The sequence below is a fragment of the Flavobacterium sp. W21_SRS_FM6 genome, assembly GCF_052119645.1.
Taxonomy (GTDB): Bacteria; Pseudomonadota; Gammaproteobacteria; order Enterobacterales; family Alteromonadaceae; genus Paraglaciecola.
Map to the genome: position 1 here is coordinate 262,967 of NZ_JBGQOM010000003.1, position 24,720 is coordinate 287,686.

Annotated in this window: 24 protein-coding genes; 13 read left to right on the forward strand and 11 right to left on the reverse strand. The window is 41.8% G+C overall.

Translation table 11 applies throughout. The features are described 5' to 3' along the window. Positions 1-15: 15 nt before the first annotated feature. The 4 genes from ACEN2L_RS07095 to ACEN2L_RS07110 all read right to left on the reverse strand — a co-directional run bounded on the left by ACEN2L_RS07095 (position 16) and on the right by ACEN2L_RS07110 (position 4,186). Complete coding sequence (locus tag ACEN2L_RS07095; RefSeq protein WP_306022876.1) at positions 16-1,635, reverse strand: methyl-accepting chemotaxis protein; 1,620 nt, start codon at positions 1,633-1,635, stop codon at positions 16-18. 134 nt (positions 1,636-1,769) lie between these two features. Further along, positions 1,770-2,228, reverse strand: coding sequence for a DUF3299 domain-containing protein (locus tag ACEN2L_RS07100; RefSeq protein WP_306022877.1), 459 nt, complete (start codon positions 2,226-2,228; stop codon positions 1,770-1,772). 221 nt (positions 2,229-2,449) lie between these two features. Further along, positions 2,450-2,983 (reverse strand): inorganic diphosphatase, encoded by a 534-nt coding sequence (gene ppa / locus ACEN2L_RS07105; protein WP_306023573.1) that lies wholly within the window; start codon positions 2,981-2,983, stop codon positions 2,450-2,452. A 234-nt stretch (positions 2,984-3,217) separates the two neighbouring features. Further along, positions 3,218-4,186 carry a class 1 fructose-bisphosphatase gene (locus ACEN2L_RS07110; RefSeq protein WP_306023574.1) on the reverse strand — a complete coding sequence of 323 codons (969 nt, stop codon included), beginning with the start codon at positions 4,184-4,186 and terminating at the stop codon, positions 3,218-3,220. A gap of 243 nt (positions 4,187-4,429) precedes the next feature. Here ACEN2L_RS07110 and mpl point away from each other — a divergent pair, with 243 nt between their 5' ends. The 3 genes from mpl to ACEN2L_RS07125 are packed head-to-tail and all read left to right on the forward strand — an operon-like array spanning position 4,430 to position 7,142. Next, positions 4,430-5,794: a UDP-N-acetylmuramate:L-alanyl-gamma-D-glutamyl-meso-diaminopimelate ligase gene (mpl, locus tag ACEN2L_RS07115; RefSeq protein ID WP_306023575.1), complete on the forward strand. Its 1,365-nt coding sequence runs from the start codon at positions 4,430-4,432 to the stop codon at positions 5,792-5,794. Positions 5,795-5,832: 38 nt separating this feature from the next. Beyond that, positions 5,833-6,609: a S1/P1 nuclease gene (locus tag ACEN2L_RS07120; protein WP_441742834.1), complete on the forward strand. Its 777-nt coding sequence runs from the start codon at positions 5,833-5,835 to the stop codon at positions 6,607-6,609. A gap of 35 nt (positions 6,610-6,644) precedes the next feature. Then, a complete protein-coding gene (locus ACEN2L_RS07125; RefSeq protein ID WP_306023577.1) occupies positions 6,645-7,142 on the forward strand; it encodes a GNAT family N-acetyltransferase in 498 nt (165 codons plus the stop codon). 5 nt (positions 7,143-7,147) lie between these two features. On the opposite strand, the gene hemE is transcribed toward ACEN2L_RS07125, so the two are convergent. Together hemE and nudC are read right to left on the reverse strand one after the other, a co-directional pair. Then, positions 7,148-8,218, reverse strand: a complete 1,071-nt coding sequence (hemE, locus tag ACEN2L_RS07130) for a uroporphyrinogen decarboxylase (protein WP_441742837.1) — start codon at positions 8,216-8,218, stop codon at positions 7,148-7,150. Between the two features lie 235 nt (positions 8,219-8,453). Beyond that, entirely contained in the window at positions 8,454-9,284 is an 831-nt protein-coding gene (gene nudC / locus ACEN2L_RS07135; RefSeq protein ID WP_306023579.1) for an NAD(+) diphosphatase, read from the reverse strand. A gap of 316 nt (positions 9,285-9,600) precedes the next feature. Here nudC and ACEN2L_RS07140 point away from each other — a divergent pair, with 316 nt between their 5' ends. The 3 genes from ACEN2L_RS07140 (at position 9,601) to ACEN2L_RS07150 (ending at position 12,039) form a co-directional block, all read left to right on the forward strand. Further along, the gene (locus ACEN2L_RS07140; protein ID WP_306023580.1) at positions 9,601-10,035 is read left to right on the forward strand and encodes a transcriptional repressor; all 435 of its coding nucleotides are present in this window, start codon (positions 9,601-9,603) and stop codon (positions 10,033-10,035) included. 53 nt (positions 10,036-10,088) lie between these two features. Further along, positions 10,089-10,553: a chemotaxis protein CheX gene (locus ACEN2L_RS07145; protein ID WP_306023581.1), complete on the forward strand. Its 465-nt coding sequence runs from the start codon at positions 10,089-10,091 to the stop codon at positions 10,551-10,553. A gap of 307 nt (positions 10,554-10,860) precedes the next feature. Continuing rightward, a complete protein-coding gene (locus tag ACEN2L_RS07150; protein WP_441742840.1) occupies positions 10,861-12,039 on the forward strand; it encodes an OmpA family protein in 1,179 nt (392 codons plus the stop codon). Positions 12,040-12,198: 159 nt separating this feature from the next. Here ACEN2L_RS07150 and dnaB read toward each other — a convergent pair whose 3' ends face one another. Beyond that, complete coding sequence (gene dnaB / locus ACEN2L_RS07155) at positions 12,199-13,590, reverse strand: replicative DNA helicase (RefSeq protein ID WP_441742841.1); 1,392 nt, start codon at positions 13,588-13,590, stop codon at positions 12,199-12,201. A 241-nt stretch (positions 13,591-13,831) separates the two neighbouring features. Between dnaB and ACEN2L_RS07160 the strand changes: the two genes are divergently transcribed. After that, a complete protein-coding gene (locus tag ACEN2L_RS07160) occupies positions 13,832-14,443 on the forward strand; it encodes a uracil-DNA glycosylase family protein (protein ID WP_441742843.1) in 612 nt (203 codons plus the stop codon). Between the two features lie 5 nt (positions 14,444-14,448). On the opposite strand, the gene recQ is transcribed toward ACEN2L_RS07160, so the two are convergent. After that, a complete protein-coding gene (gene recQ / locus ACEN2L_RS07165) occupies positions 14,449-16,251 on the reverse strand; it encodes a DNA helicase RecQ (protein WP_441742845.1) in 1,803 nt (600 codons plus the stop codon). Between the two features lie 209 nt (positions 16,252-16,460). Between recQ and ACEN2L_RS07170 the strand changes: the two genes are divergently transcribed. Both ACEN2L_RS07170 and ACEN2L_RS07175 read left to right on the forward strand, forming a co-directional pair. After that, complete coding sequence (locus tag ACEN2L_RS07170; protein ID WP_441742847.1) at positions 16,461-17,084, forward strand: MarC family protein; 624 nt, start codon at positions 16,461-16,463, stop codon at positions 17,082-17,084. A gap of 2 nt (positions 17,085-17,086) precedes the next feature. Beyond that, positions 17,087-17,548 carry a thioesterase family protein gene (locus ACEN2L_RS07175; RefSeq protein ID WP_441742849.1) on the forward strand — a complete coding sequence of 154 codons (462 nt, stop codon included), beginning with the start codon at positions 17,087-17,089 and terminating at the stop codon, positions 17,546-17,548. Positions 17,549-17,583: 35 nt separating this feature from the next. Here the strand turns inward: ACEN2L_RS07175 and ACEN2L_RS07180 are convergent, their stop codons facing one another. Continuing rightward, the gene (locus ACEN2L_RS07180; protein ID WP_306022051.1) at positions 17,584-17,883 is read right to left on the reverse strand and encodes a hypothetical protein; all 300 of its coding nucleotides are present in this window, start codon (positions 17,881-17,883) and stop codon (positions 17,584-17,586) included. Positions 17,884-18,020: 137 nt separating this feature from the next. Continuing rightward, positions 18,021-18,164, reverse strand: coding sequence for a hypothetical protein (locus tag ACEN2L_RS07185; RefSeq protein WP_441742850.1), 144 nt, complete (start codon positions 18,162-18,164; stop codon positions 18,021-18,023). Positions 18,165-18,493: 329 nt separating this feature from the next. Between ACEN2L_RS07185 and ACEN2L_RS07190 the strand changes: the two genes are divergently transcribed. The 4 genes from ACEN2L_RS07190 to ACEN2L_RS07205 all read left to right on the forward strand — a co-directional run bounded on the left by ACEN2L_RS07190 (position 18,494) and on the right by ACEN2L_RS07205 (position 23,769). Beyond that, positions 18,494-19,870, forward strand: coding sequence for a Na+/H+ antiporter NhaC family protein (locus ACEN2L_RS07190; protein WP_441742852.1), 1,377 nt, complete (start codon positions 18,494-18,496; stop codon positions 19,868-19,870). A 120-nt stretch (positions 19,871-19,990) separates the two neighbouring features. Further along, positions 19,991-21,583 carry a sodium:solute symporter gene (locus tag ACEN2L_RS07195; protein WP_441742853.1) on the forward strand — a complete coding sequence of 531 codons (1,593 nt, stop codon included), beginning with the start codon at positions 19,991-19,993 and terminating at the stop codon, positions 21,581-21,583. A 67-nt stretch (positions 21,584-21,650) separates the two neighbouring features. Then, a complete protein-coding gene (gene murQ, locus ACEN2L_RS07200) occupies positions 21,651-22,571 on the forward strand; it encodes an N-acetylmuramic acid 6-phosphate etherase (RefSeq protein ID WP_441742855.1) in 921 nt (306 codons plus the stop codon). Between the two features lie 7 nt (positions 22,572-22,578). Further along, complete coding sequence (locus ACEN2L_RS07205; RefSeq protein ID WP_441742857.1) at positions 22,579-23,769, forward strand: exo-beta-N-acetylmuramidase NamZ family protein; 1,191 nt, start codon at positions 22,579-22,581, stop codon at positions 23,767-23,769. Here ACEN2L_RS07205 and ACEN2L_RS07210 read toward each other — a convergent pair. Next, positions 23,766-24,614: a MurR/RpiR family transcriptional regulator gene (locus tag ACEN2L_RS07210; protein ID WP_441742859.1), complete on the reverse strand. Its 849-nt coding sequence runs from the start codon at positions 24,612-24,614 to the stop codon at positions 23,766-23,768. The genes ACEN2L_RS07205 and ACEN2L_RS07210 overlap by 4 nt on opposite strands. Positions 24,615-24,720: the final 106 nt, after the last annotated feature.

The window sequence follows — 24,720 nt, forward strand, 5'->3', positions numbered from 1 at the left end:
ACCTAAAGCGTGTAATTACACCTTAAACTGTTTGGTAATGCCTTCTAAATGTTGGGCTAACTGAGCTAATTCAGCACTAACAGAAGCCAGTTTACCTGAGCTATTCGATGTTTCTACTGTGCGTAAATGGATTTCATCAACGTTGGTGCTGATCGTGTTAGCCACCGATTGTTGCTCGCCGGTTGAGTGTGCTATTTGATCATTCATGCGAGTAATTCGGCTAATGGTTTCAGTAATAACTGACAAACTTTGGCCTGCCTTGTTAGCTGTATCCACACTATTAGTTGCTTGCTCAGTACCTTTTGACATCACATTTACTGCCGAACGAGCGGCGTTTTGTAACTGCTCAATGGTTTTTTGAATCTGTTCTGTTGATTGCTGTGTACGTGAAGCTAAGGTTCTCACCTCATCTGCCACCACCGCAAAGCCTCTACCTTGCTCTCCGGCACGAGCCGCCTCAATAGCTGCATTTAAGGCTAATAAGTTTGTCTGCTCGGCGATACCTTTGATCACATCTAAGACCACACCGACTTGATTAGAATCAGATTCTAATTTACGAATAACCTCTGCGGTTTCTTCAACATTAGCCGCCAACTGACGAATACTTTGCACTGTGTGATTGACGACTAACTGCCCGTTATCAGCCGCTGAAGATGCGTCTCCGGCAGCGCTTGCCGCTTCAGCTGCGCTTGTTGCGACGGCACTCACGCTGGCGGTCATGTCGTCGACCGCGCGTTTTGCCTCGCCAGCAGCACGTTGCTGCACATCGATGGTTTTGTTGGTATCGTCAGTTAATTGATTTAAATTTTGCGCTAATTCAGACAAGGGCAAAGACGCATTAACAATGTCTTTTACCACGCCTTGGAGTTTTTCCATAAATTGGTTAAACCAATAAACCAAGTCGCCAATTTCATCTTTATTTTTGGTGACCAAACGTACTGTCAAATCCCCATCTTCCTGTGCAATATCTTTTAAAGAAGTCACAACCTGAACAATGCTGCCGCGCAGTCCTGTTACGATAGGAATAGCAGTGGCAAACAACAATACGATAATAAACACCGCCATAATGGCACCAACAGTGATTAGATTGGTACCGCTGTCTTTGGATGCATTGATACCTGTTTGGAACGCTTTGATGCGAGCATCTCTGAATGAAGTCAGCGCTTTGGCGACGTCAGAATAGTTATTATTCATACGAACTGAGCTTTCACCTAATTTCGACATGTCTGCCGTTTGATTGACCATGGATTCTGAAATATCAAAGGCAAACTGAAAATAACGATCAAAGGATTCGAGAATGTCATTCGCTTCGTTGGCTAAATTGGGATTAATCGATTTGATTTTTTTGAGTAACGCTTCGGTATCAGACGCAATAGTTTTTGCGGTATCTAATGCGTCTTCATCACCGGTGATCGCTGCACTGCTGAGAGTATCTCGAACCTTTTCAATTTTGACTAAGGCACTATTAGTAGCATCTAAAGCGGGGTACTGCACCTCGATAATATCATCTAATAACTCGACATTTCGTAAGCCTGTTACGGTGGTGATCCCCAAGTACAACAAGAATCCAACGGTCCCGATGATTGGGATGAGAAATAACTTTTGTGCTATGGACATTTTCGTTAAGAAATTCATCGAGCTACCTTTTTGTAATATCAAACTATTAGATTAAATTTGCTTATAAATAAGCTATACCACAAAACTTCAAACCGCCAGATTTCCCTGCAAAGCAACTTGAAATATCTATAAACAATTACACGCAAACACTATTATCCATCATAAGGTGTCACACTTATACCCGTTAAACTATAACCAACGCTAGCGAGTTCACCTTCCCATGCATCTGTCGATAAAATGCCAGTCACCCAGACCGCGTCATATAGGTTATCTATCGGCACACCTTGAGAAAACTTCACATATACTATTTGATTAGGCGGAGGAGGGGGAACATGAATACAAGCGCCAAAATAAGGCACCAGTAAAAATTCCCGAGTCAGCTCGTTGTCCCCTTCAAGAGGCACGATAAAACCAGGGATTTTTACGCGCTTACCATTTAATGATGTGACCACAGGCGCATCTAAATTTTGCTGGGCCATACTGCCCTCATGCTGCACTTGTTGTTGCGGAGCAATATAATCTTTAGGGACCATATCTTCCCAGAATAACTCTAAGGTTTCTGAGTGCGCGTTCATGGCTATAAAACACAGCATAATAAGAATTTTTTTCATTTTTTGACCTTTTAATACGCTTTTATTTAGCAATCTTCGTTTACATCTGTCAATAGACAAACGGATTTCAAGTCCTAAAGCTCCCACTAAAATGACTGTCCCCAATTAACGATTTATTTTTCATCACGATAGTATCACTTGCAATGCTATGTAAAGCGAATGAAGTAGACACAAAAAAGCCGACTGATGTCGGCTTTCACTAAAACAATACGCGATTGGTATTATTTAGTCTCTTGGTAGCGCTTAAGGCTATCAACAATTTCAGCTTTTGCAGCGGCAGCATCTTCCCAGCCATCGATCTTGACCCATTTATTCGGCTCAAGATCTTTATAATGCTCAAAGAAATGTTGGATTTGCTGCTTAGTCAATTCAGGCACCTGATCGATATCAGTAATACCACGATAAATAGTAGACAACTTGTCAACTGGAACCGCTAAGATTTTAGCATCGGTACCAGACTCATCCGTCATTTTTAATACGCCCACAGGACGACATTTAATAACGCAACCAGCTAATAATGGAAATGGAGTCATCACCAATACGTCAGCGGGATCACCATCTTCAGACAAGGTATTATTGATGTACCCATAATTCGTTGGGTAGTGCATACATGTCGCCATAAACCGATCAACAAAGATGGCTCCGGTATCTTTGTCTACTTCATATTTTACTGGGTCAGAATGGGCGGGTATTTCAATGATAACATTGACTTCATCAGGCAAGTTTTTACCTGCGGGCACGTCATTTAAACTCATAGTTTTTCCTATATTTTGCGAATAATTGCGCCGGATTATAAAGGCTAGAGCATGAAGATGAAATGACAAGTCATGAATAATGTAGGGTAAATCACTTTTTAAGCGGGGTTTTAAGTCACTTTTTCTATACCGCACTAGGTTTTGGCCTAGTACTTTAGTGAAGAAGCGACACCACGTATTCGCCTCGTAACAAAAATCTAAAACAATGGTTTTTGTTACGAGGTTTATGCAAGACTATTTGTAATAGTGTAAGCAGGCTTCCACTTCTTCTTTGGAGCCTAATAAAACCGGTACTCTTTGATGTATTTCAGTTGGCATCACTTCCATTATACGACCAGCGCCAGTGTCTGCTAAACCGCCCGCTTGCTCCATCAAAAAGGCCATAGGATTTGCCTCGTACAACAAACGTAATTTACCTGGTTTTTCCGGATTACGTTTATCAAAAGGATACAAGAAAATACCACCACGACTCAGTACACGGTGAATATCGCCCACCATAGCAGCAACCCACCGCATATTATAATCTTTACCACGAGGGCCATCTTCACCTGCGATTAAATCGCTAACATAGCGTTGAATAGGCTCTTCCCAATGACGTTGATTAGATGTGTTAATCGCAAACTCACTGGTTTGTTCTGGCACCTTGACGTTGGCTTTGGTCAACAAAAAGCCACCATGAGTTTTGTCTAAGGTATAAAGATGAGTGCCACGGCCTGTAGTCATGGCTAACATCGCCGAGGGACCATAAAGCACATATCCCGCTGCCACACTTTGCGTACCTGGCTGTAAAAAAGCCGAAGGGTCATCAGGTTTCATCCACTGGGGCGCATGACTGATAGAAAAAATAGTGCCAATCAAACTGTTGATATCTGTATTTGATGAACCATCAAGTGGGTCAAAGCTCACTAAATATTTACCTTCTGGATTACAGGCCACTACGTCATCTTCTTCTTCAGATGAAATGGCTTTCACATATCCCGAATCTTTTAAAATATCTTTTAAAATTTGATTAGAAATAACGTCTAATTTTTTTTGAGTTTCGCCCTGTACGTTTTCACTCAAAGTTGAGCCTAGCACACCAGCTAAAGCACCTTGGCTAACCCTAAAGGCAATTTCTTTACAGCCTGCCAATAAAGTTCTTATCAACAATATGAGCTCCATGGGAGCCCCATCATCCTGAAGTTGAGAGTTCAAACGTTTCATAGTACGTGTATACCTTTTTTATTTGTGTAGGGTAGAGGGTTAACAGCTTATTATTGTTTTGATTGCTGCGAGTTTTTTTCGCTCATAACGCTTACAAGGAAAAACTGTGCTAACGATACCGAAAAATCACAATCTATAAAGTGAAAATTCCTTTTTTGAAACAATTAATTTTTAACTAGTGATTGGGTTGAGGCTTGCTGTTCTGATAGGCTACCAGTCATATTTAATTTGACTACTTAAACTATGCACATTCATATTCTGGGTATTTGTGGCACATTTATGGGCGGTATTGCAGCCATCGCAAAAGCACTTGGACATCAAGTTACTGGCTGCGACAGTAATGTTTATCCGCCAATGAGCACACAATTGGAATCACTTGGTATCACCTTGACAGAAGGGTTTGCAATCGAGCAATTCAACCCTGAACCCGATCTCGTTATTATTGGCAATGCCTTATCTAGAGGCAATAGCGCCGTTGAATATGTACTCGATCGCAACATTTCCTATGTCAGCGGCCCTCAGTGGCTATTAGAAAACGTGCTAAAAGACCGCTGGGTTTTGGCTGTTGCTGGCACGCACGGCAAAACAACAACGTCAAGTATGTTAGCTTGGATATTAGAATTTTCTGATATGCATCCTGGATTTTTAATTGGTGGTATTCCACAAAACTTTTCCGTGTCAGCACGTTTAGGCGCAAGTCCTTTTTTTGTTATTGAAGCAGATGAATACGACAGTGCGTTTTTTGATAAACGCTCTAAATTTGTTCATTATCATCCGCGTACTGTCGTCCTTAATAATTTGGAGTTTGACCACGCAGATATTTTTGACAGCCTCGCAGACATTCAAAAGCAATTTCATCATTTGTTGCGTACCGTCCCAAACAACGGCTTAGTGCTCATCCCTCAATCAGATAAAAATCTAACTCGCGTACTCGATATGGGCTGCTGGACTCCAGTCCAGATGGTGGGGAAAGATTGGCAGCTAGGCCATGTCGCCGATGACGGAAGTGAATTTGAAATCATGTTGAAAGGACAAAGTCAAGGTAAGGTAAGCTGGAACTTATTAGGCCATCACAATATTAGTAATGGGGTTATGGCCATTGCTGCAGCCCACCATGTCGGTGTACCGACCCATATTGCCATTGAAGCCTTGGGGCAGTTTGTGAACGTAAAAAGACGCATGGAGGTGAAAGCTCAGGTCAAAGGTATAACGCTCTATGATGACTTTGCCCATCATCCCACCGCCATCGAAACGACACTAAAAGGATTACGAGCCAAGGTTGGCAGCGAGCGTATTCTTGCTGTACTCGAACCCCGTTCAAACACCATGAAACTCGGTGTGCATAAAGATAGCTTGGCACAGTCATGGTCCGCCGCTGACCAAGTGTTTATTTTTGAGCCCAGTAATTTAACCTGGTCTATGGATGATTTATTAGCACAAAGTGAGATAACCGCTTTAATGTATAAAGACATGGATAAGTTAGTAAAATCGATTATCGCTTATGTAAAACCCGGCGACCACATTGTGGTGATGAGCAATGGTAGCTTTGGTGGAATCCACCAATTATTATTAGATAAAATCACAAACCTTGAATTAACCAGCGTCTAACTCTAACCAACTTTTGATAACTTATATTAAGAATAACCATGAAATTAAAAACGATTGTATTTGCTGTAACTTCCATTTTATTAAGTGGCCAAGCTGTAGCTTGGGGTCAAAATGGGCATCGTGTTACTGGTGCCATTGCCGAACAGTATTTAACACCACAAGCTAAACAAGCCATAGCGAACATGCTGGGTAATGAGGATTTAGCTGAGGCATCAACTTACCCTGATGAAATGCGTTCAGATCCCAGTGAGTTTTGGAAAAAAACTGCAAACCCTTGGCATTATGTGACAGTCCCAGCTGGACATAGTTATCACGAAGTTGAACCACCTAAGGAAGGTGATGCATTAACTGCCTTAAATAGCTTTACCTCGACTTTGAAAGATCCAAAAGCAAGTTTGGCAGACAAGCAGTTGGCCTTGCGTTTTATTGTACATATTATTGGCGATTTACATCAGCCTTTACATGTAGGTAACGGTACAGACAAGGGTGGTAACGAGGTGAAACTCGAGTTCTTTTGGCAGGATTCAAATCTGCATCGAGTATGGGACTCTGAATTAATGGACAAAAGAGAGCTTTCATATACTGAATGGACGACAATTTTAAGCCGAAAAATATCTGAAAAACAGTTGAAAGAATGGTCAGTTACCGATCCGCAAGTGTGGATCAAAGAAAGCAGCGTACTCAGAGATTCAGTATACCCAAGTTCAAATAAATTATCATGGGACTACTTGTATCAGCACATGCCAACCGTGCAACAACGCTTACAGATGGGTGGTGTACGAATAGCGGCCTACCTAAATGAAGTACTAGAGTAGGTTGTAGTTAGGCTTGAAAAAAATAGGAGCAAGACATGGGGCGGATTCGACAGGCAACAGAAGAAGATGCCAAAGGCATTGCCGAAATTTATAACGAGTACGTGTTGAATTCTGTCGTTACCTTCGAAGAGCAAATTGTCGAACCTTCTATCATGGCAAGTCGAATCAAAGCCATTCAGGCTTTAGGTTTGCCGTGGCTCGTGGCTGTTGATGAATGCCTTAATATCATAGGTTACGCCTATGCAAGCCAATGGAAAACTCGCAGTGCTTACGCTCAATCAGTTGAGATCACTGTTTATTTAACAGAGGAATGTCAGAGTAAAGGCTGGGGCTCAAATTTGTATCAACGCCTGTTTACTTTATTGAAAGCAAAGGGTGTACATGTGGTCATTGCAGGAATTGCGCTACCAAACCCAGCCAGTATAGCCTTACATGAAAAATTTAATATGAAGAAAGTCGGCCACTTTGAACAAGTTGGCCGAAAATTTAACCGATGGATTGATGTCGCTTACTGGCAAGGAATTTTAACTTAACGCACTTAGTTTTTAAGATGGAAGGGTTTACTCAATTTATGCACAGCATCAACAAACACTTTGGCATTTTCAGGTGGTACGTCTAAATGAATACCGTGACCTAAATTAAAAACATGCCCTGGCCCTTGACCAAAGCCCTCTAAAATCGTTTGTACTTCTTGTTCAATTCTCGGCGCGTCAGCATACAGCATGGAAGGATCCATATTTCCCTGTAAAGCCACTTTGTCGCCAACTCGGCGCTTAGCATCAGCGATATCAATCGTCCAATCAAGCCCCACTGCATCACAGCCAGTTGCCGCAATGGCCTCTAACCACATCCCACCATTTTTTGTGAATAAGGTTACCGGTACTTTGCGTCCGTCATTTTCTCGCGTTAAACCATCCACTATTTTATGCATATATTGCAATGAAAAATCTTTATAATCTCGAGGTGAAAGAACCCCACCCCAAGTATCGAATACCATGACGGATTGGGCACCAGCAGCAATTTGAGCATTAAGATAAAGAATAACTGAGTCCGCTAACTTATCTAGCAAAACGTGTAAGGTTGCGGGATCACTAAACGCCATCTTTTTGATTTTGGTAAAAGCCTTGCTTGAACCACCTTCCACCATATAAGTGGCTAAGGTCCAGGGGCTGCCAGAAAAACCAATCAGCGGTACGCTTCCTTTAAGGTTTTTACGAATAGTGCGCACGGCATTCATCACATAACCCAGCTCTACTTCTGGATCAAGTATAGGTAACTGTTTAACCTCACTCATCGAGCTTAAAGGACGCTCAAATTTAGGTCCTTCGCCATTTTCAAAGTACAAACCCAAACCCATTGCATCAGGTATGGTTAGGATGTCTGAAAACAAAATCGCAGCATCTAGCTCAAAACGACGTAAGGGTTGCAAGGTCACTTCGCAGGCAAGCTCAGCATTTTTGCACAAAGACATAAAGTCGCCTGCTTCAGCCCTAGTTGCCTTATATTCTGGTAAATATCGACCTGCTTGGCGCATCATCCACACGGGTGTCATGTCCACAGGTTGACGAAGTAAAGCCCTTAAATAACGATCATTTTGTAATTGTTGCATTGCATCCTCTACCGGAACTACTTGCTAAAAAAGCAATAAAAGGCGGGTATTGTAGCGACTTTAGCGGAGTTAAACAGGCTTATATTGGTTAAATGCCCTAAAAACTTGCAAAGCTGGTTGGACCTTGTTATAAAAGTGTTGCGAAAGCATTTAAACAATAAGAAGCTCGTTAACGAGACCAAGACGCTAAAACATTCGAACCCCACATTTTGTGGGGTTTTTTATTGCTTCTACCTTAAGGTTCAATCTTCTGATTGAGTTTAATTTCTTTTATTGTGTGTTGGATTAACTGGCCAGCAATTGAGAAGGTTGGTGGTATAACCGGTAACGCATCAATATCAAACCATTGAGCATCAATGATCTCATGACCGTCTACTACAATATCGCCCTCTAAATAATCGGCTAAAAATCCTACCATCAATGAGTGAGGAAAGGGCCATGGCTGACTATTAAAATAACGTAAGTTACTGAGCTTAACGCCCACCTCCTCCATCACTTCTCGATGTACGGCCTCTTCAAGGGTTTCACCACTCTCAACAAAACCTGCGAGGGTTGAGTACATTTGACGAGATTGATGGGGTTTGCCCTGTGCTAATAGCAGCTTATTTTTATGCCTGATCGCCACAATAATGCAGGGAGAAATACGAGGATAACAACGATGATTACAGCGAGAACAATGCATGGCCATTTCCCATTCAACCTGTTGCATGGTTGTTCCACATTGTCCGCAATAGCGGTGAGTCCGCATAAATAATGCAACTTGCCAAGCCCGAGCTGCAATGCCAAAAAAAGCATTATCAACTTCGGTCAAGATTGAGCGCATACTCACTAAAGCAAATGTGTCGTCATCTATTTGCTCATTGCCCATGTCAATCAAAAAACAAGGATGGCCTTCATAATCGCCAATCTTCACAATTTGTTCTTGGTAAGCATGGACAAAAGACAAATCGCTCCACGCTTTTTTGAGATAACCAGATTCTTGATTGAGTTGAATTAATTTATCTCCAACTATTATTATCCAAATAGCGACTTGCTCAGCTTGAATCCGAATATTTTGCTCTACCATAACCTTGCTCTTATATTGTGAGAGTGACAGTTTAACATAAATATCACATAGGTTAATGACCTTGAAATACTTAGAATTGCTCTTAAGTCTGTAATTTGCGACAGTTTATTTGGGGTTATTTTTCATGCCTTGCAGCCTGTAATATTTTGTTTTTTCACTGAAATGTTTTAACTATGTCTTTTATTTGCAACATATCAGTAAGAAACTTACACTGAAAAAGTATCGGCAACTATACAAAAGTATGAATTAGCAAAAATGACTAAGTTTTTTGTAAAAAAGTGGTATTATTCACTAGTTAATATCTTAGGAATAATCAGTGACTGGTCTTGATGTACATGTAAGTAAAGCCCGCGCTTTTTGCGAAAAAAAAGGCGCAAGATTTACGTCGTTACGAGAAAAAGTTTACGCATTATTGCTACAGCAAGAAGGCGCTATTGGCGCTTATGAATTATTAGATTCTTTAAAGCTTAGTGAACCGGGCGCGAAACCCGCCACAATATACAGAACGTTGGACTTTTTACTTGAATTTGGTTTAGTTCATAAGTTGGAGTCAACTAACGCATTTGTAGCGTGCCATCATTTTGATTGCAACCACCCTGTTCAATTTTTGATTTGTGATACCTGCGGTGAAGTCCAAGAAATCCAATCTGAAGGTTTAAAAGAAACATTAGATAAACAAGCTCAATCGGTTGGATTTAATGTCGTAACGCAAACTATCGAAGCTCATGGCATTTGCTCTTCATGCAAATAGATGATGTGCTAATTTATCCAATTTTTCATGAATATCCGAGGACTCTGTGACTTATGAATGCCGAATTTATTAATCCTTTTATCAGCGCTTTAATGAACGTGATGAGCACCATGGCTCAAACTGAGCTGAAACCGGGTAAGCCAAAACGTAAAAGTGACGATAAGGCAGGCGGAGATATATCAGGACTCATTGGCATGGTTGGTGAAAATATCCAAGGCTCTTTATCCATCTCTTTTGAAGAAGGCTTAGTGCTTGAAATAATGCATAAGATGCTTGGTGAAAAACCTACAACCATCAATGCTGACGTTAAAGATATGGTCGGTGAAATCACTAATATGATTTGTGGTGGCGCTAAAAATGAATTAAGTCAAAAAGGTTTTGAATTTGGGATGGCTACCCCAATGGTAGTTTCAGGAAAAAACCACACCGTAGATCATCAAGTGGATGGCAAAAAAATAATTCTTCCGTTTAGTCATGCATCGGGAAATCTGTATTTAGAAATGTGTTTCAACGATTAAATACAGAAAATGGCGAACGTTCTAACTTGCAAAACCGCAATATTTGTTTTTTGTAATTAGAATTTCGTTTTTGGCATGATCGATGCTTTGCTTTAGCGAGCATCGCTAACATGAAATAGTTCGTTTTCTAACACCTTTAAAAGGAGGTATAAAACGAATTTTTAAAATTAAATAAGAATATCGCAGAGACTCAATTCCTTCGTAGTTGCTGAATTGATACAATTCACTTCATAAGGAAGGTTAAGTCTAATGCTATTTGATGATACAATTTTAGTTAAACACAGAACACACTCAAAAGGACGTAAACATGAAAAAAATTACATTAGCAGCAAGTATATTGCTAGCTCTTTCGACTCAAGCCTTTGCTGAACCGGGCAAAGAGGGCGACAAATGGGTTGCTGGCTTCGGTGAATATTATTCAACTGATCAAGAAATTTCTGGCTTTCCTTATTACTATAGTGACGCAGTTGGTTTAGGCGCTGAGCTTGGCTTTAGGTTCAAACCAGAGTGGGCTGCTCGTTTAGAGTTTTCACATTTAAGTGTAAATGCAGGCCCTGAAGGTAAAGACTCATCAAGTAATCGTGTTGGAGCAGATATTTTATATTTCTTACCTGATGATCTACTTTACGTTTTTGGTGGAATTAAGCGTAATGATATCGTTGAAGATGCAATGCTTATCAATATCGGTCTAGGTAAACATTGGGACCTAAATGACAAGTTTAAGCTAATAACTGAGATTGCCGCTTACAACGATGTCGATACTGATAACAAAGATATTGGTCTTAAGTTAGGCCTAGCTTATTCATTCGGTGAAAGCGGCCCTGCTAAGGCAAAAGATAGCGACAACGACGGTGTTAATGACACCCTAGATATGTGTCCTAACACGGCGCCAGGTACACAAGTTGATGCCAAAGGCTGTGATATTGACCAAGATAAAGATGGCGTGTTAAACAGTTTAGACCTATGTCCTAACACTCCTGCTGGCACAAAAGTCAACAGTAATGGTTGTGCAATCGGCGCAGACGCAGACGGCGACGGTGTTGCTGATGCCGATGACAAATGTGCTAATACACCAATAACAGATAAAGTAGATGCAGTAGGTTGTAGCGTCTTTATGGAAGAAGAAGTTAGCCAAGAATTGAAATTCACTTTTGCTAACAACAGTGCGGTGATTGTAAACCACGTAAGTGACTTACAAGCCTTTGCTGATTTCATGAATCGTTATCCAAACACTGACACTGTAATTGAAGGTCATGCTTCAGCTCCAGGTGAAGCGGCTTATAACTTACAACTGTCTCAGAAGCGTGCGGATGCAGTAAGAAAGTTACTGATCACTAAATATGGTATCGATGCTTCACGTATCACTGCTGTAGGTTTTGGTGAAACGCAATTATTAGATACTGCTAATACACCAGCAGCTAATGCTAAAAACCGTCGCATTACTGCAAAGGTGTCAGCTAGCAAACGCGTTAAAGTAGAAAAATAGTCTTTCAATATTAGACGAACAACAAAAAGGAGATGCATTGCATCTCCTTTTTTTATGCTTAAATTCGAGTTTTATCAGCCTTACGAAGAGAGTTACCCAGTAAAAAAGTCACCGCGCTTGTAAATTTTACAAGCGCTTACTTCTAACCTTTTTCAAGGTTTAATAATCATCGGCAACAGCCGGTCCTGCGTAATTATCAAAGCGCGAGAATTGACCTTGGAAAGTCAATCTACTGGTACCAATGGGACCATTACGCTGTTTACCAATAATGATTTCCGCAACACCTTTATCAGTACTTTCCTCGTGGTACACCTCATCACGATAAATAAACATGATTAAATCCGCGTCTTGCTCTATTGAACCAGATTCACGCAAATCTGAATTAATCGGTCTTTTATCGGCTCGTTGCTCTAGTCCACGGTTTAACTGAGATAAAGCGACAACTGGCACTTCAAGCTCTTTTGCTAGGGCCTTGAGTGAACGAGAAATTTCAGCAATTTCCAAGGTACGATTATCACTTAAACTGGGAACCCGCATGAGTTGCAAATAGTCAATCATGATAAGACTGATACCGCCACGATCTCGAGCAAGTTTACGAGCACGTGTGCGCACATCCATGGGGGTTAAGCCTGATGAATCGTCGATAAATAAATTATCTTTATCTTTGAGCATCGCCATCGTGTTAGAAATACGCGCCCAATCTTCATCGTTAAGCTGAGCGGTACGAATTTTCGTTTGATCTACTCGACTTAATGAAGCCAACATCCTCATCATGATTTGTTCAGAAGGCATCTCTAAACTAAAGACCAATACAGGTTTCGTTTCGAGTAACATCGCGTTTTCGCATAAATTCATGGCAAAGGTGGTTTTACCCATTGAAGGACGCGCTGCTACAATGATCAAATCAGAAGGCTGTAAACCACTGGTTTTTTTATCTAAATCCGTATAACCAGTAGAAACACCAGTCACTTCTTTATTACTTTTTACCAGTATTTCTAAACGATCAATGGTCTTACCCAGCACAGATTCTACGTTTTTTGGGCCTTCATCTTTGCCCGTCCGTTTTTCAGCAATTTCGAATACTTTGCTTTCTGCCATATCCAGAATTTCGCCGCTATTGCGGCCTTCCGGATTATATCCCGCTTCAGCAATTTCATGTGCTACACCAATCAATTCACGGGTTACTGCGCGTTCTTTTATAATTTGTGCATAGGCTGTAACGTTTGCGGCACTTGGCGTATTACGCGCAAGTTCACCTAAATAAGCAAAGCCACCAGCGTCTTCTAATTCATTACGCTCTTCTAAATCTTCAGAAACAGTAATTAAATCAATTGGCTGGCTTTTGCTTAATAAACGTAAAATTGCGCGAAAAATGATTTGATGAGAACGATTATAAAAATCTTCATCGTTGACTAATTCAGCTACTTTGTCCCACGCATCAGGAGCAATTAACATACTACCGAGTACAGACTGCTCAGCCTCTATAGAATGGGGGGGTATTTTTAAGCGCTCAACTTTTGGATCGGCATTTTTTTTCGATGTATCTTTCACGAATTTGCAGGTCATTAGGTGAATAATGGCCGATAAGTATGCGTCAAAATCACCGACATAGGAAGTTAAGTATTAAGGCAGGCCATGCACAAAAAGCTTCTTTTAACTTGCCTCAATCATAATTTTTTATATATAAAACAATCGCTTGAAAACCGCTTTTGGCTCATTATTTTATAGCGTTTTTTTTACATGGTAGTAGGCTGTGCTGATGTTTTAAGTCCTCGGAAACCCAACTCAATACATGTCTCCTTTTAATTCATTGCTAAGCGAAATAAAACGTTGCCAAGTGTGTAGTCCATTTTTAGCCCTTGGCGCTAAGCCCATTTTACAGATACACCCGAAAGCTAAGATATTACTGGCGGGGCAAGCACCTGGTAAACAGGCTCATCTGTCGGGTAGACCTTTTAATGATCCTAGTGGAGAGCGTCTGCGGAGCTGGTTAGGTGTCGAGCATAAAGAGTTTTATGATGCAACTCAGATAGCGATTCTACCAATGGGGCTATGTTATCCCGGTAAGGGCCGCAGTGGCGACTTACCCCCAAGACCAGAATGCGCTGTTACATGGCATGAGCGAATTTTGACGGCCCTACCCAAGATAGAATTGATCCTGGTAATCGGAAAATATGCACAGTCTTATTACCTAAACAAACCGTCTGCCTCAGTAAGCCAATTAGCGCAGAGCTGGTTAAAAAATCCCAGCCAGATAATTTCCTTACCGCATCCAAGCCCACGCAATAATAGTTGGCTCAAACGCAATAATAGTTGGCTCAAACGCAATACTTGGTTTGAAAAGGAGATGGTGCCGATGATTCAAATGCAGGTAAAAAACTATCTAAATCCGACTAACTCATGACTATACTAAGCTAAATGTCTTGCAATAGCGTCAATAAATCGTGGGCCATAGCGCTCTAGTTTGGTTTGACCTACTCCTGAAACTGCTAAAAATTCATGACTTGATTGCGGGCATTTTACTGCCATATCAGCCAAGCTTGCATCACTGAATACCACAAAGGGCGGAACATCATCTTGTTCGGCAATGTTTTTGCGTAAATGTTTGAGTTTGGCAAACAGTGCTCGATCGTAGTCTTGCTCAATGGCGCGCTTATTATTGCTTAAATCTATTGTCAAACGCGGCACAGCCAATTCTACATGCTGATTTTGACGCAAAACGGGGCGAGCTGCTTCAGTTAACTTAAGCACCGAATGTTGCGTGATATCCACCCGAAGAAAGCCCCTATGGATCAGTTGATTGATAATGTTGTGCCAATAAGCATCACTTTGCTCCTTTCCTATGGCAAAGGTACTCAGTTTGTCGTGCTGCAAGTCAATAATGCGTTTTAATTGTTTCCCTCGTAACACATCAATTAAGTATTGACTGGCAACCTGTTGGGATAAACGATAGACACAAGACAACACCTTTTGCGCATCAATAGTGCCGTCAAACGCCTTAGGGGGATCCAAACAAATATCACAGTTTTGACATTGGCCGGCGGAATATTCAGCAAAATAATTAAGTAAAATTTGTCGCCTACAAGTTTGCGCTTCACCAAAGGCTTCCATCGCGGCAAATTTTTGTAATTCGACTTCATTACGCGCTTCGTTTTCACCACTAGCGATCCACTGCCTAATACGTGCTGCATCTTTCTCATCGTATAGTAATAAGGCTTCAGAAGGCATGCCGTCACGCCCAGCGCGACCAATTTCTTGATAGTAAGACTCAATACTACGAGGCAAATCAAAGTGCACAACAAACCGTACGTTTGACTTATCAATGCCCATGCCAAAAGCGACTGTCGCGACGATAATATCAATTTTGTCTTGAATAAAATCACGCTGAATGAGATCTCGAACGCCGCCTTCTAAACCCGCATGATAACCCGCGCAATTTACCCCTTGCTTCGCTAGGGCTAAGGTCAAATCATCTACTTTCTTACGGCTATTACAATAAATAATGCCGCTACCGTCTTGCTGTTTTACAAACTGTATCACTTGCTCTGTTGCTTTGTATTTAGTCACTTGGTTGTAACGGATATTTGGCCGATCAAAACTTCCCTTGAACACAAAGGGCTGCACTAGGTTAAGCTGTTGAACGATATCGGCGCGGGTGGCTAAATCGGCGGTTGCGGTCAAACCGAGTATTGGAACATGAGGAAACTGCTGTTTTATTTGCCCTAATAGACGATAATCTTTACGAAAATCATGGCCCCAATGCGATACACAGTGGGCTTCATCTACCGCAAATAAACTGATAGTTAAGTTATGCAAACGTTCGATAAAGTCGAGTTTCATTAAACGCTCTGGAGCCACATATACTAATTTATAACGTCCATCTTGCATGCCACGAAAAACACTTAACAACTGCTCAGAATTGAGATTAGAGTTGATGTACGCGGCTTCAACGCCATATGCATTTAATGCATCAACTTGATCTTTCATTAATGAAATTAACGGTGATACAACAATACTTAAACCCGGCAAAACAAGCGCTGGTATTTGGTAACAGAGCGATTTGCCGCCGCCAGTGGGCATTAAAACTAAGGTATCGCGTTGCGCTAACACCTGTTCAATGACTTCTGCTTGCCCAGCTCTAAACTCGGTATAACCAAAAATGTTATTGAGTAAGGTGGTGGCTTGTTGCATCAAAGAAATAGGGGCAGTCAAATATCAACTCATCGTCATAAATTAAGGCCCGCAAGTCTAAAGGTTTTTTAGCTGTGCTTCACGAGCTTAGTAATAAAAATGTGCACAAAGACTAAGAATAAAAGTCTATCGCGTCGTTTTCATTTACCTCTACATGACACGCAGAGACGATTCAAGGTACTATCGGCGCTGGAAGCGATAGAGCATCCCCATACTGAATACGGAAGGACATGATGGACGATTTAATTAGACAATTTGTATTACTGTGGGCTGTCATTGATCCCATCGGCACTATTCCCGTTTTTATCGCTGTCACCATCGGTATGAGTGGCAAACTTGTGCGCCAAGTAGCCATTAAAGCGACGTTAGTTGCGGCTATCGTGCTGATATTTTTTGTATTGGTAGGTGAATATCTGTTAGATGCCATGCAAATTCCCCTATCCGCCTTTCAAATTGCGGGCGGCATAATTTTATTCCTCTTCGCGTTAACCATGATTTTTGGTGAAAGCAAACCTGAAACTGAGTTACATCTAGTGGAGAGCAATATGCACAAATATGTATTTCCACTTGCGATCCCCTCTATTGCATCCCCTGGGGCGATGATGGCGGCGGTACTCCTTACAGACAATCATCGATTTTCTTGGGTTCATCAGGGCGTGACAACACTCATCATTTTAAGTGTTCTGCTCATTACTCTTATTTTTATGCTTCTGGCCAGCCGCATTCTCAATGTGATTGGCGAGGCCGGTGCGAGTGTAGTAAGTCGGGTAATGGGCATGATATTGGCGTCCATTGCCGTTAGTGCGGTGTTACATGGCATAAGCAGCTTCTTTAACTTGGCTGCTGGAACTTAACGATGAGTCAATTAATTCAGGACGTAGCAAATCACATTACGCATTTTTTCAATGAAAATATGCCCTTCAATCAACTGTTGGGCATGCAAGTTAGCCGTTTAGATGACTTTCAAGCAGAGATAAAATTAAATTGGCACGATAATCTAATGGGCAATCCGGTTCACAAAATATTACATGGTGGAGTCACTGCTGCAGTGCTAGATACCGTCGGAAGTGTTGCTGCTCTCTTATATGGCGTAAAGAGCTTGCGTTCTGAAGCTGAGATTCAAACCTTCTACGCCCAACTTGCCAATGGTGGCACCTTGGACATGCGCGTTGATTATTTGCGGCCGGGAAAAGGTCAGCAGTTTATCGCTAGCGCGCAAGTGATACGGCGTGGAAACAAAGTTGCTGTATGTCGGATGGATTTGCACAATGAAGCCAACGTGCACATCGCCACCGGCACCGCTACCTATATTATTTAAGTGGTAGCGCCCTTACGCTGTGTTGTCAGGCTGCCCTATACCTCATTCATCGCCAGTAATGAGAGCCCTCGATTAGCATCTTCCACCGCGCGTTTTTTCCAGTTTTGTTCAAGATGTTTGTGCGCTTGCTGATAATAATGTTGTGCGCGCTCAAAGCGTAATCGAGGGTCTCGTGCGACAGGTAGGATAGCGACCCCATTGATTTTCACCCCTAACTGAATCAATTCTGGGGGCAATTTTTGAGTAGCTTGTTGGTGTTGTAGCGGCTCACTGATTGCAAATATAGAAGCCACTGAGCACAACACCAGTAAAAGTGTGATTGATATCGCTTTCATCGTATTCTCCTCATTCCGTAAGGCTTAAAAGTAGCCCTGCTGTTAGGTAAAAATGAACAAAACTGTCTTTAACTCATTATCTTTCTGAATGCATGTTGGCATTCGTCAGCTCTACACTATTAGTCCACCAAATGTAGCTAAGACTTAAGCCACACGTTTACACACTGGGTTGCGTAGGCTAAAGAACCAAACCAATTAAAACGATGAATAGACTTGCCCAGCATGAGTGAACCTGTGTTGCCTTGTTGTTGGTTTATTTGAAAATCATGAGTTTTTTTCATACGTAAATTCTGCTTTAAATTGAGTGACTGCAGTCAATTAGCTAAATCAATGCCAAAAAATAACCTACTGTTTTTATTGGTAATTTTTTTGAAGCAAGCAGATTGATACGGTGTCTTAAGAATTATTTTCCGATGTACTTGTAAGAATTACCTTGAAACATGCCGTTAAAAAGGCATTAGTTATTGCAGTTAATATTAATTATACGAATAAAATATTATTTTTCTTGCTACAAAGCTTGCCCTGATATTGACCTACTCAGGTGAATAGCCCAGTATAATCGCTAAAAAATAGCAATGTGCAAATTGCAATACTAAAACAGGAACCCAAGATGGACATCTATTCAATCATTCCACCCATCGTCGCCATCGTGGTGGTCTTTTGGAAAAAGGAAGTCATCCTCGCCTTATTTCTAGCTATATTAAGTGCCGAGTTTATTAGCCTGTTTGCCAGCCCCGACACCTCTTTATGGCTAACGCCCATTAATACCATTGAGCAAATTGTGAGTATTGTCAGTGATCCCGGCAATGCCAGAGTGTTGTTATTTAGTTTATTAGTTGGCGCTCTTTTGGCCTTTATACGGGATTCCGGTGGTGTAGCGGCCACAGTGAATTTTTTAATCAACAAAGGCATCGGTAAAAGCAAAAGGCAAGTGGGTAGTTTGACCATGTTTACGGGTATTGCGGTATTCATTGAGTCAAATTTAAGTGTGCTTACAGCTGGAATTCTAGCCCGCGGTTTATTCGACAAATACAAAATGAGCCGGGCGCGTTTAGCGTATATTATTGATAGTACGAGCGCCCCGGTGTGTATTTTAATACTACTCAATGGCTGGGGGTCTTTAGTATTAGGCTTGCTTAGCAATTATGAACTCACTGAAACGCCAGTTAGCATTTTAGTAGGCACCATTCCCTTAAATTTTTACGCACTTATTACGCTATTTGTGGTGGCTTACACGATAGCCAAAGATAAAGTGCACGGTCCGATGAAAGAGGCCGAAAAACTGTGCGAAACCTCTAATCAGAGTTTAGAAAACACAGCTCCCACGAAAGCGCGTTTTATGCTACTGCCGCTAGGCGTCATGATATTTGGTATGATTGCATTTATGCTGTGGACGGGGCAAGGTAACTTAATTCAGGGTAGTGGCACTAAATCCGTACTGTATTCCACATTTTTAGCTTGTGTTGTCGCCTATCTATTATTGCTATGGCACAAACGTTTTACTCATCATGAAGTTGTGCAGTTAGGCTTCAAAGGAATTGGTGAACTTCTACCCGTTGTTACCATTGTCCTTTTATCACTTACCCTTGGTGCTAGCCTAAAAGAGCTAGGAACCGGTGTTTATGTCGCTGGACTCGTGGGGGATTACTTACCTTTAGTGTTGGTTGCCCCGATGCTATTTATTGCTGGCGGTATTATGTCTTTCACCACCGGCACGTCCTGGGGTACCTTTGCCATACTCGTACCCATTGGTGTGCCACTCATTCAAACCCTAGGATTGCCACCTTCATTAGTGATTGCAGCAATACTCGGTGGTGGCGTGTTTGGTGATCACTGTTCACCTATTTCTGATACAACGGCTATTTCATCTATTGCGGCAGGTTGCGACTTACTCACACACGTTAAAACACAAATGCCATACGCCTTATTTGCAGGTGCGTTGAGCATCGTTGCTTACACTGTTGCGAGTATTGTGATGATTGCATAAAACGATGGCAACAAGGTCTTTAGTGCGATGGTGAAAGCTGAATTATTATTTCTTATATACAAGCAATTGAGAATAAACTATTCTAAAAACATTGATAAACCACAATAACAAGAGCGCTCAATGTTAGATCAATACTCAAGCTTAGATTGGTTAGTTTTTGCTACGTATGGCTTGGTATTATTAGGTTCTGGCTGGTTTTTTAATCGTAAATCAGCTAACAGCCAAGATTACTTTCTTGGTGGAAATTCCATGTCAGTATGGGTAGTAGCGATTTCTGTTCTTGCCACATCCCAATCTGCTGCCACATTCTTAGGCGGCCCCGATCAAGGCTATCGTGGCGACTTTTCATATCTTACTTCAAACATAGGCGCTTTTATTGCCGCGCTCTTTGTTGCTTATTTTCTCATCCCGCGCTTTTATCAATTTAAGGTGTTCACCGTTTACGAACTACTAGAAAAACGCTTTGGGACAAAAGCTAAACAATATTCAGGCATGATGTATTTATTTGGTCGTATATTTGCTAGCGGTGCCCGTTTATACATGGCGGCAATAGCGATTTCGATGATTTTGTTTGGTGATATTGCTGCAATGCATGTCGTTATTGCAGTATTCATTATTGCTGGTTGCGGACTACTGTATACCGTTTATGGCGGCATTCGCTCGGTCATCTACAGTGACGTGCTGCAATGTGGCATTTATGTAGGAGCGGCAATAGCAGTTGTGTACTACCTCTATGCTGCTATACCTGCAGATTTTAACACTATCCTACACGCCTTATCTGAGCCAAGCCCTGGGGCAGCCTCTAAACTTACCTTTTTTCACTTTGATCTCGATTTTAGCGCTAAGGGAGTATTTAACCTTTGGTCGGTCATCACCGGCTTTGTGCTGCTAAACATCGCAGCTTTTGGCCTAGATCAAGACATGACCCAACGAGTACTAACGTGTAAAAATGCGCGTCAAGGGAGCAAAGCCATGCTGTATTCCGTGGTCATGGTGGTACCCGTCATGCTCGTTTTTATCAGTATCGGCTTACTGCTTTTTATTTTCTATGATCGACCTGACATAATGAATAACGGGTCTTCTAGTAATGTCGTGCCTAGCTTTAAAGGCGAATCGGTTACGATCTTCATGTATTATGTACTTAATGAAATCCCAGCTGGCATAAAAGCCCTCGTCACAGTAGGGATTATCGCTGCGGCCTTGTCTACTTTAAATTCCGGCCTTAACTCGATGTCATCCGTAGTTGTGCAAGACCTCTATAGACCCTGGTTAATGCGTCGTCGGCAAGATATTAGTGATCTGCACTATGTAAAGGCCGGTAGAATAGGCATGCTGGTGGTGGCGGTAGCACTCAGTGCCATGGCTTGCCTATGCTATTTTTGGCAACAACACTCTGACATGCCCCTCTTGCAGTTTGCACTCAGTGTAATGGTGTTTTCTTACAGCGGTTTGCTTGGCGTCTATTTTACTGTGCTGTTTACGCATCGTGGTAATCACCGCAGTGTATTAGCAGCATTGTTAGGAGGTTTTATGCTGACCTTGTTTTTTCAGCCCTATGTCATGGCGCTGGTCCTCCCGCAAGAGTGGCTGTTTGACTTAGGATTTACATGGCAACTTTGCATCGGCAGTGCCTTGGCGTTTGCGATTTGCAGTAGTGGTTCAAATCAGTCTGAACCCGATCGTGAACAAAATGAATTTATACAAGATAACTAAAGGGATTTGGTATATAAAACATACCCAAATTGCCGATGTTCATTAAATAAAAAATGTGAAAATTACCATGACCCGAAATCCTCTTTTAAACGAGCTCCATTCTATATTGTCTGAAACTCGCAATAGCAGCACTTTAGATATCGATTTGCTCTCAACAGAAGCGATTCTGAATTTAATCAATGAGGAAGACCAAAAAGTTGCTTTAGCCATTAAACCGGCCTTACCCTTCATTGCCCAAGCTGTAGACTGCATTGTTGAAGCCTTTCAAAATCAAGGCCGTTTAATCTACATTGGCGCGGGTACAAGCGGACGTTTAGGTATACTCGATGCCGTTGAATGCATCCCAACGTTTAGCGTGTCGGAAGATATGGTCATCGGTATTATTGCCGGCGGTGAAAAAGCCATTAAACGAGCCGTTGAAGGAGCGGAAGATAATCAAGCTGCAGCCATTTCAGACTTAAACGCCGTCAACTTCAATGCTAAGGATGTTGTCGTTGGTATCGCAGCAAGCGGTCGGACACCTTATGTAATTTCGGCTTTAAAATATGCAAAACAAATTGGCGCAAAATCAGTGTCTCTGAGCTGTAATCCCAATTCTGCAATCGGTAAAGCGGCAGATATCGAAATTTGCGCTGCCGTCGGCCCAGAAATCCTCACAGGCTCCACCCGCATGAAGTCAGGCACGGCGCAAAAACTCATTTTAAATATGTTAAGTACCGCCAGTATGATCAGAATTGGCAAAACCTATCAAAATCTTATGGTTGATGTCAGTGCCAGCAATGAAAAACTCTATGCCAGAGCTTTGCTAATTGTGATGCAAGCCACAGACTGCAGCGAAGAAACCGCGACACTGGCTCTAAAAGAAGCAGGTAACGAAGCCAAATTAGCGATTTTGATGATACTCACCCAATCTGATGCAGCACAGGCAACACAGCTCTTACAGCAACACCACGGTTTTTTACGCAAAGCCGTGCAAAGTAAAGGGTAATGAGAGGGTGACACTTACATTTTCAACGAAAACTCTCGTCGTTTTCTGTCTGGTGTTTATCGCTAGCGCCTGCTCCACAATTGACATACAGCCACCAGCCACTTTGCAAGTGGGCGCCGAACAGGGTGAGCGCTACCTGCCTTTACTTAAAAATAAGAAGGTGGGGTTAGTCGTTAACCAATCGTCCTTAGTCCACGACCAACATTTACTTGATTATTTACTGGCCAATAAGATTAATGTGCTGCGTATTTTTGCGCCTGAACATGGCTTTAGAGGCGACTATGACGCAGGTGCCCATGTTAAAAATACTATAGACGCTAAAACAGGGGTGGCAATCAGTTCCATCTACGGTAAGCACAAAAAGCCTAGCCCTGAATTAATGGATGAGTTAGATGTCGTAATCTTTGATATTCAAGATGTGGGCGTCAGGTTTTATACCTTTATTAGTTCGATGCATTACATGATGGAAGCGGCAGCAGAATCAGGTACCCAGTTTATGGTACTTGATCGTCCAAACCCTAACGGCAGCTTTGTAGACGGGCCTATTCTTGAACCTGATTTTCAGTCGTTTGTTGGTATACACCCAATTCCTATTTTACACGGCATGACCTTGGCTGAACTTGCCCGCATGATTAAAGGAGAGGGCTGGATAAACCAAGCTGAGTCTCTAAACCTAGTCACTATTGCCAATAAGCACTATCAGCGGGATATGCCCTACGAATTGCCCGTCGCACCGAGCCCTAATTTACCTAATCGCCAATCAATTCAGCTCTATCCTTCACTGTGTTTTTTTGAAGCAACGCCTGTCAGTATTGGCCGAGGTACCGATTTCCCTTTTCAGGTCATGGGCCACGACATGATTTCCTTGGGTGACTTTGAATTTACGCCAGTATCGAAGCCAGGCAGCGCTTTGCATCCAAAACTTGAAAACCAACTCCTGTTTGGTACTGATTTACGTGCTAGTACAATACAAGGCTTAGATTTAAGTTTATTTATTCAGGCTTTTTCTCAGTTCAAAAAAGCCGGATTTGGTTTTTTTGAACGGCCTGATTTTATGGACAAATTAGCGGGTACCGATAGTTTACGCTTGGCCATACAGCAAGGCCAAACTGCTAAGCAAATCAAAGCGGCATGGCAAACTGACTTACTTACCTTTAAACAACAACGTAAGCCCTACTTACTGTATCCAGATTATTAAGACATCCGTCTAAATTCGCTCACTACCGCGTTAGTTTTCTCTAAGGTTTGACGACCTTGGCGAGAAGACTGAGTTATCGCGATAAACAGAATATCAATAATAAACTCCTGAGCGGTGCGCGCTAATATGGACGACAAACGTGCTGACTCTTCATCGGCAACTGAAAACAGTTTTACATCAGCCAGATCTGAAATAGGATTGCTGCCGTAACGGGTAATGGAAATCACTTTTGACTGATTCTTTTTGGCCTGACTAACTACATTGACGATTTCTTTAGTACTGCCCGATTCGCTGATAGCAAATACTAAATCGTTGTCAGACAACGTCGCGGCAAAAGCCAGCTGAGCATGGGCATCGGGCTCTTCAATGGCCAGCATGCCTAACTTTTGTAACTTATACGAAAAATCTTTCCCCACTAAAGCCGACCCACCCAAGCCACAAATTAAAATACGTTTGGCAGATTTCAAGATGTCTACTGCGGCTAAAAAGGCCGTTTCCTCATTCAGTTTTTGGGTTTCACTTAACACTGCCATTTTGCTACTAAGAAGCTTATCTGACATTTGACTAAAACTATCAGTAATGGTGATTTTACCATGCAAGGTACCGCCACTGGGCGCAGTATTTAGCGCATCAATAATGCCCAATTTAAAGGCGGGATAGCCTTTATACCCGAGTTTCTGGGCAAATTTAACGACACTAGATTGACTGACGCCTACCACATTGGCTAATTCTTGTGATGATAACTCGCGGATTGCATTGGATGAGTCGAGAGCGAATTTGGCTAATTTTAATTCACTGCTCGATAAAGAGCCTTTAAGGGCTTTAATTTTGCTAAATGTTGACATTAACACTCATAAATATTTTATTTAAACATTGCGAATAATTGTAGCCCATAGCATGTGAATAAATACATTAAAATATCTAAAATCAGCGTTTTACATAATCAACAGA

Excerpts from the sequence above, each read along its gene's own strand:
- ACEN2L_RS07095 (WP_306022876.1), bottom strand. The coding sequence starts at position 1,635 with ATGAATTTCTTAACGAAAATGTCCATAGCACAAAAGTTATTTCTCATC.
- ACEN2L_RS07100 (WP_306022877.1), bottom strand. The coding sequence starts at position 2,228 with ATGAAAAAAATTCTTATTATGCTGTGTTTTATAGCCATGAACGCGCAC.
- ppa (WP_306023573.1), bottom strand. The coding sequence starts at position 2,983 with ATGAGTTTAAATGACGTGCCCGCAGGTAAAAACTTGCCTGATGAAGTC.
- ACEN2L_RS07110 (WP_306023574.1), bottom strand. The coding sequence starts at position 4,186 with ATGAAACGTTTGAACTCTCAACTTCAGGATGATGGGGCTCCCATGGAG.
- mpl (WP_306023575.1), top strand. The coding sequence starts at position 4,430 with ATGCACATTCATATTCTGGGTATTTGTGGCACATTTATGGGCGGTATT.
- ACEN2L_RS07120 (WP_441742834.1), top strand. The coding sequence starts at position 5,833 with ATGAAATTAAAAACGATTGTATTTGCTGTAACTTCCATTTTATTAAGT.
- ACEN2L_RS07125 (WP_306023577.1), top strand. The coding sequence starts at position 6,645 with ATGGGGCGGATTCGACAGGCAACAGAAGAAGATGCCAAAGGCATTGCC.
- hemE (WP_441742837.1), bottom strand. The coding sequence starts at position 8,218 with ATGCAACAATTACAAAATGATCGTTATTTAAGGGCTTTACTTCGTCAA.
- nudC (WP_306023579.1), bottom strand. The coding sequence starts at position 9,284 with ATGGTAGAGCAAAATATTCGGATTCAAGCTGAGCAAGTCGCTATTTGG.
- ACEN2L_RS07145 (WP_306023581.1), top strand. The coding sequence starts at position 10,089 with ATGAATGCCGAATTTATTAATCCTTTTATCAGCGCTTTAATGAACGTG.
- ACEN2L_RS07150 (WP_441742840.1), top strand. The coding sequence starts at position 10,861 with ATGAAAAAAATTACATTAGCAGCAAGTATATTGCTAGCTCTTTCGACT.
- ACEN2L_RS07160 (WP_441742843.1), top strand. The coding sequence starts at position 13,832 with ATGTCTCCTTTTAATTCATTGCTAAGCGAAATAAAACGTTGCCAAGTG.
- ACEN2L_RS07170 (WP_441742847.1), top strand. The coding sequence starts at position 16,461 with ATGATGGACGATTTAATTAGACAATTTGTATTACTGTGGGCTGTCATT.
- ACEN2L_RS07175 (WP_441742849.1), top strand. The coding sequence starts at position 17,087 with ATGAGTCAATTAATTCAGGACGTAGCAAATCACATTACGCATTTTTTC.
- ACEN2L_RS07180 (WP_306022051.1), bottom strand. The coding sequence starts at position 17,883 with ATGAAAGCGATATCAATCACACTTTTACTGGTGTTGTGCTCAGTGGCT.
- ACEN2L_RS07185 (WP_441742850.1), bottom strand. The coding sequence starts at position 18,164 with ATGAAAAAAACTCATGATTTTCAAATAAACCAACAACAAGGCAACACA.
- ACEN2L_RS07190 (WP_441742852.1), top strand. The coding sequence starts at position 18,494 with ATGGACATCTATTCAATCATTCCACCCATCGTCGCCATCGTGGTGGTC.
- ACEN2L_RS07195 (WP_441742853.1), top strand. The coding sequence starts at position 19,991 with ATGTTAGATCAATACTCAAGCTTAGATTGGTTAGTTTTTGCTACGTAT.
- murQ (WP_441742855.1), top strand. The coding sequence starts at position 21,651 with ATGACCCGAAATCCTCTTTTAAACGAGCTCCATTCTATATTGTCTGAA.
- ACEN2L_RS07210 (WP_441742859.1), bottom strand. The coding sequence starts at position 24,614 with ATGTCAACATTTAGCAAAATTAAAGCCCTTAAAGGCTCTTTATCGAGC.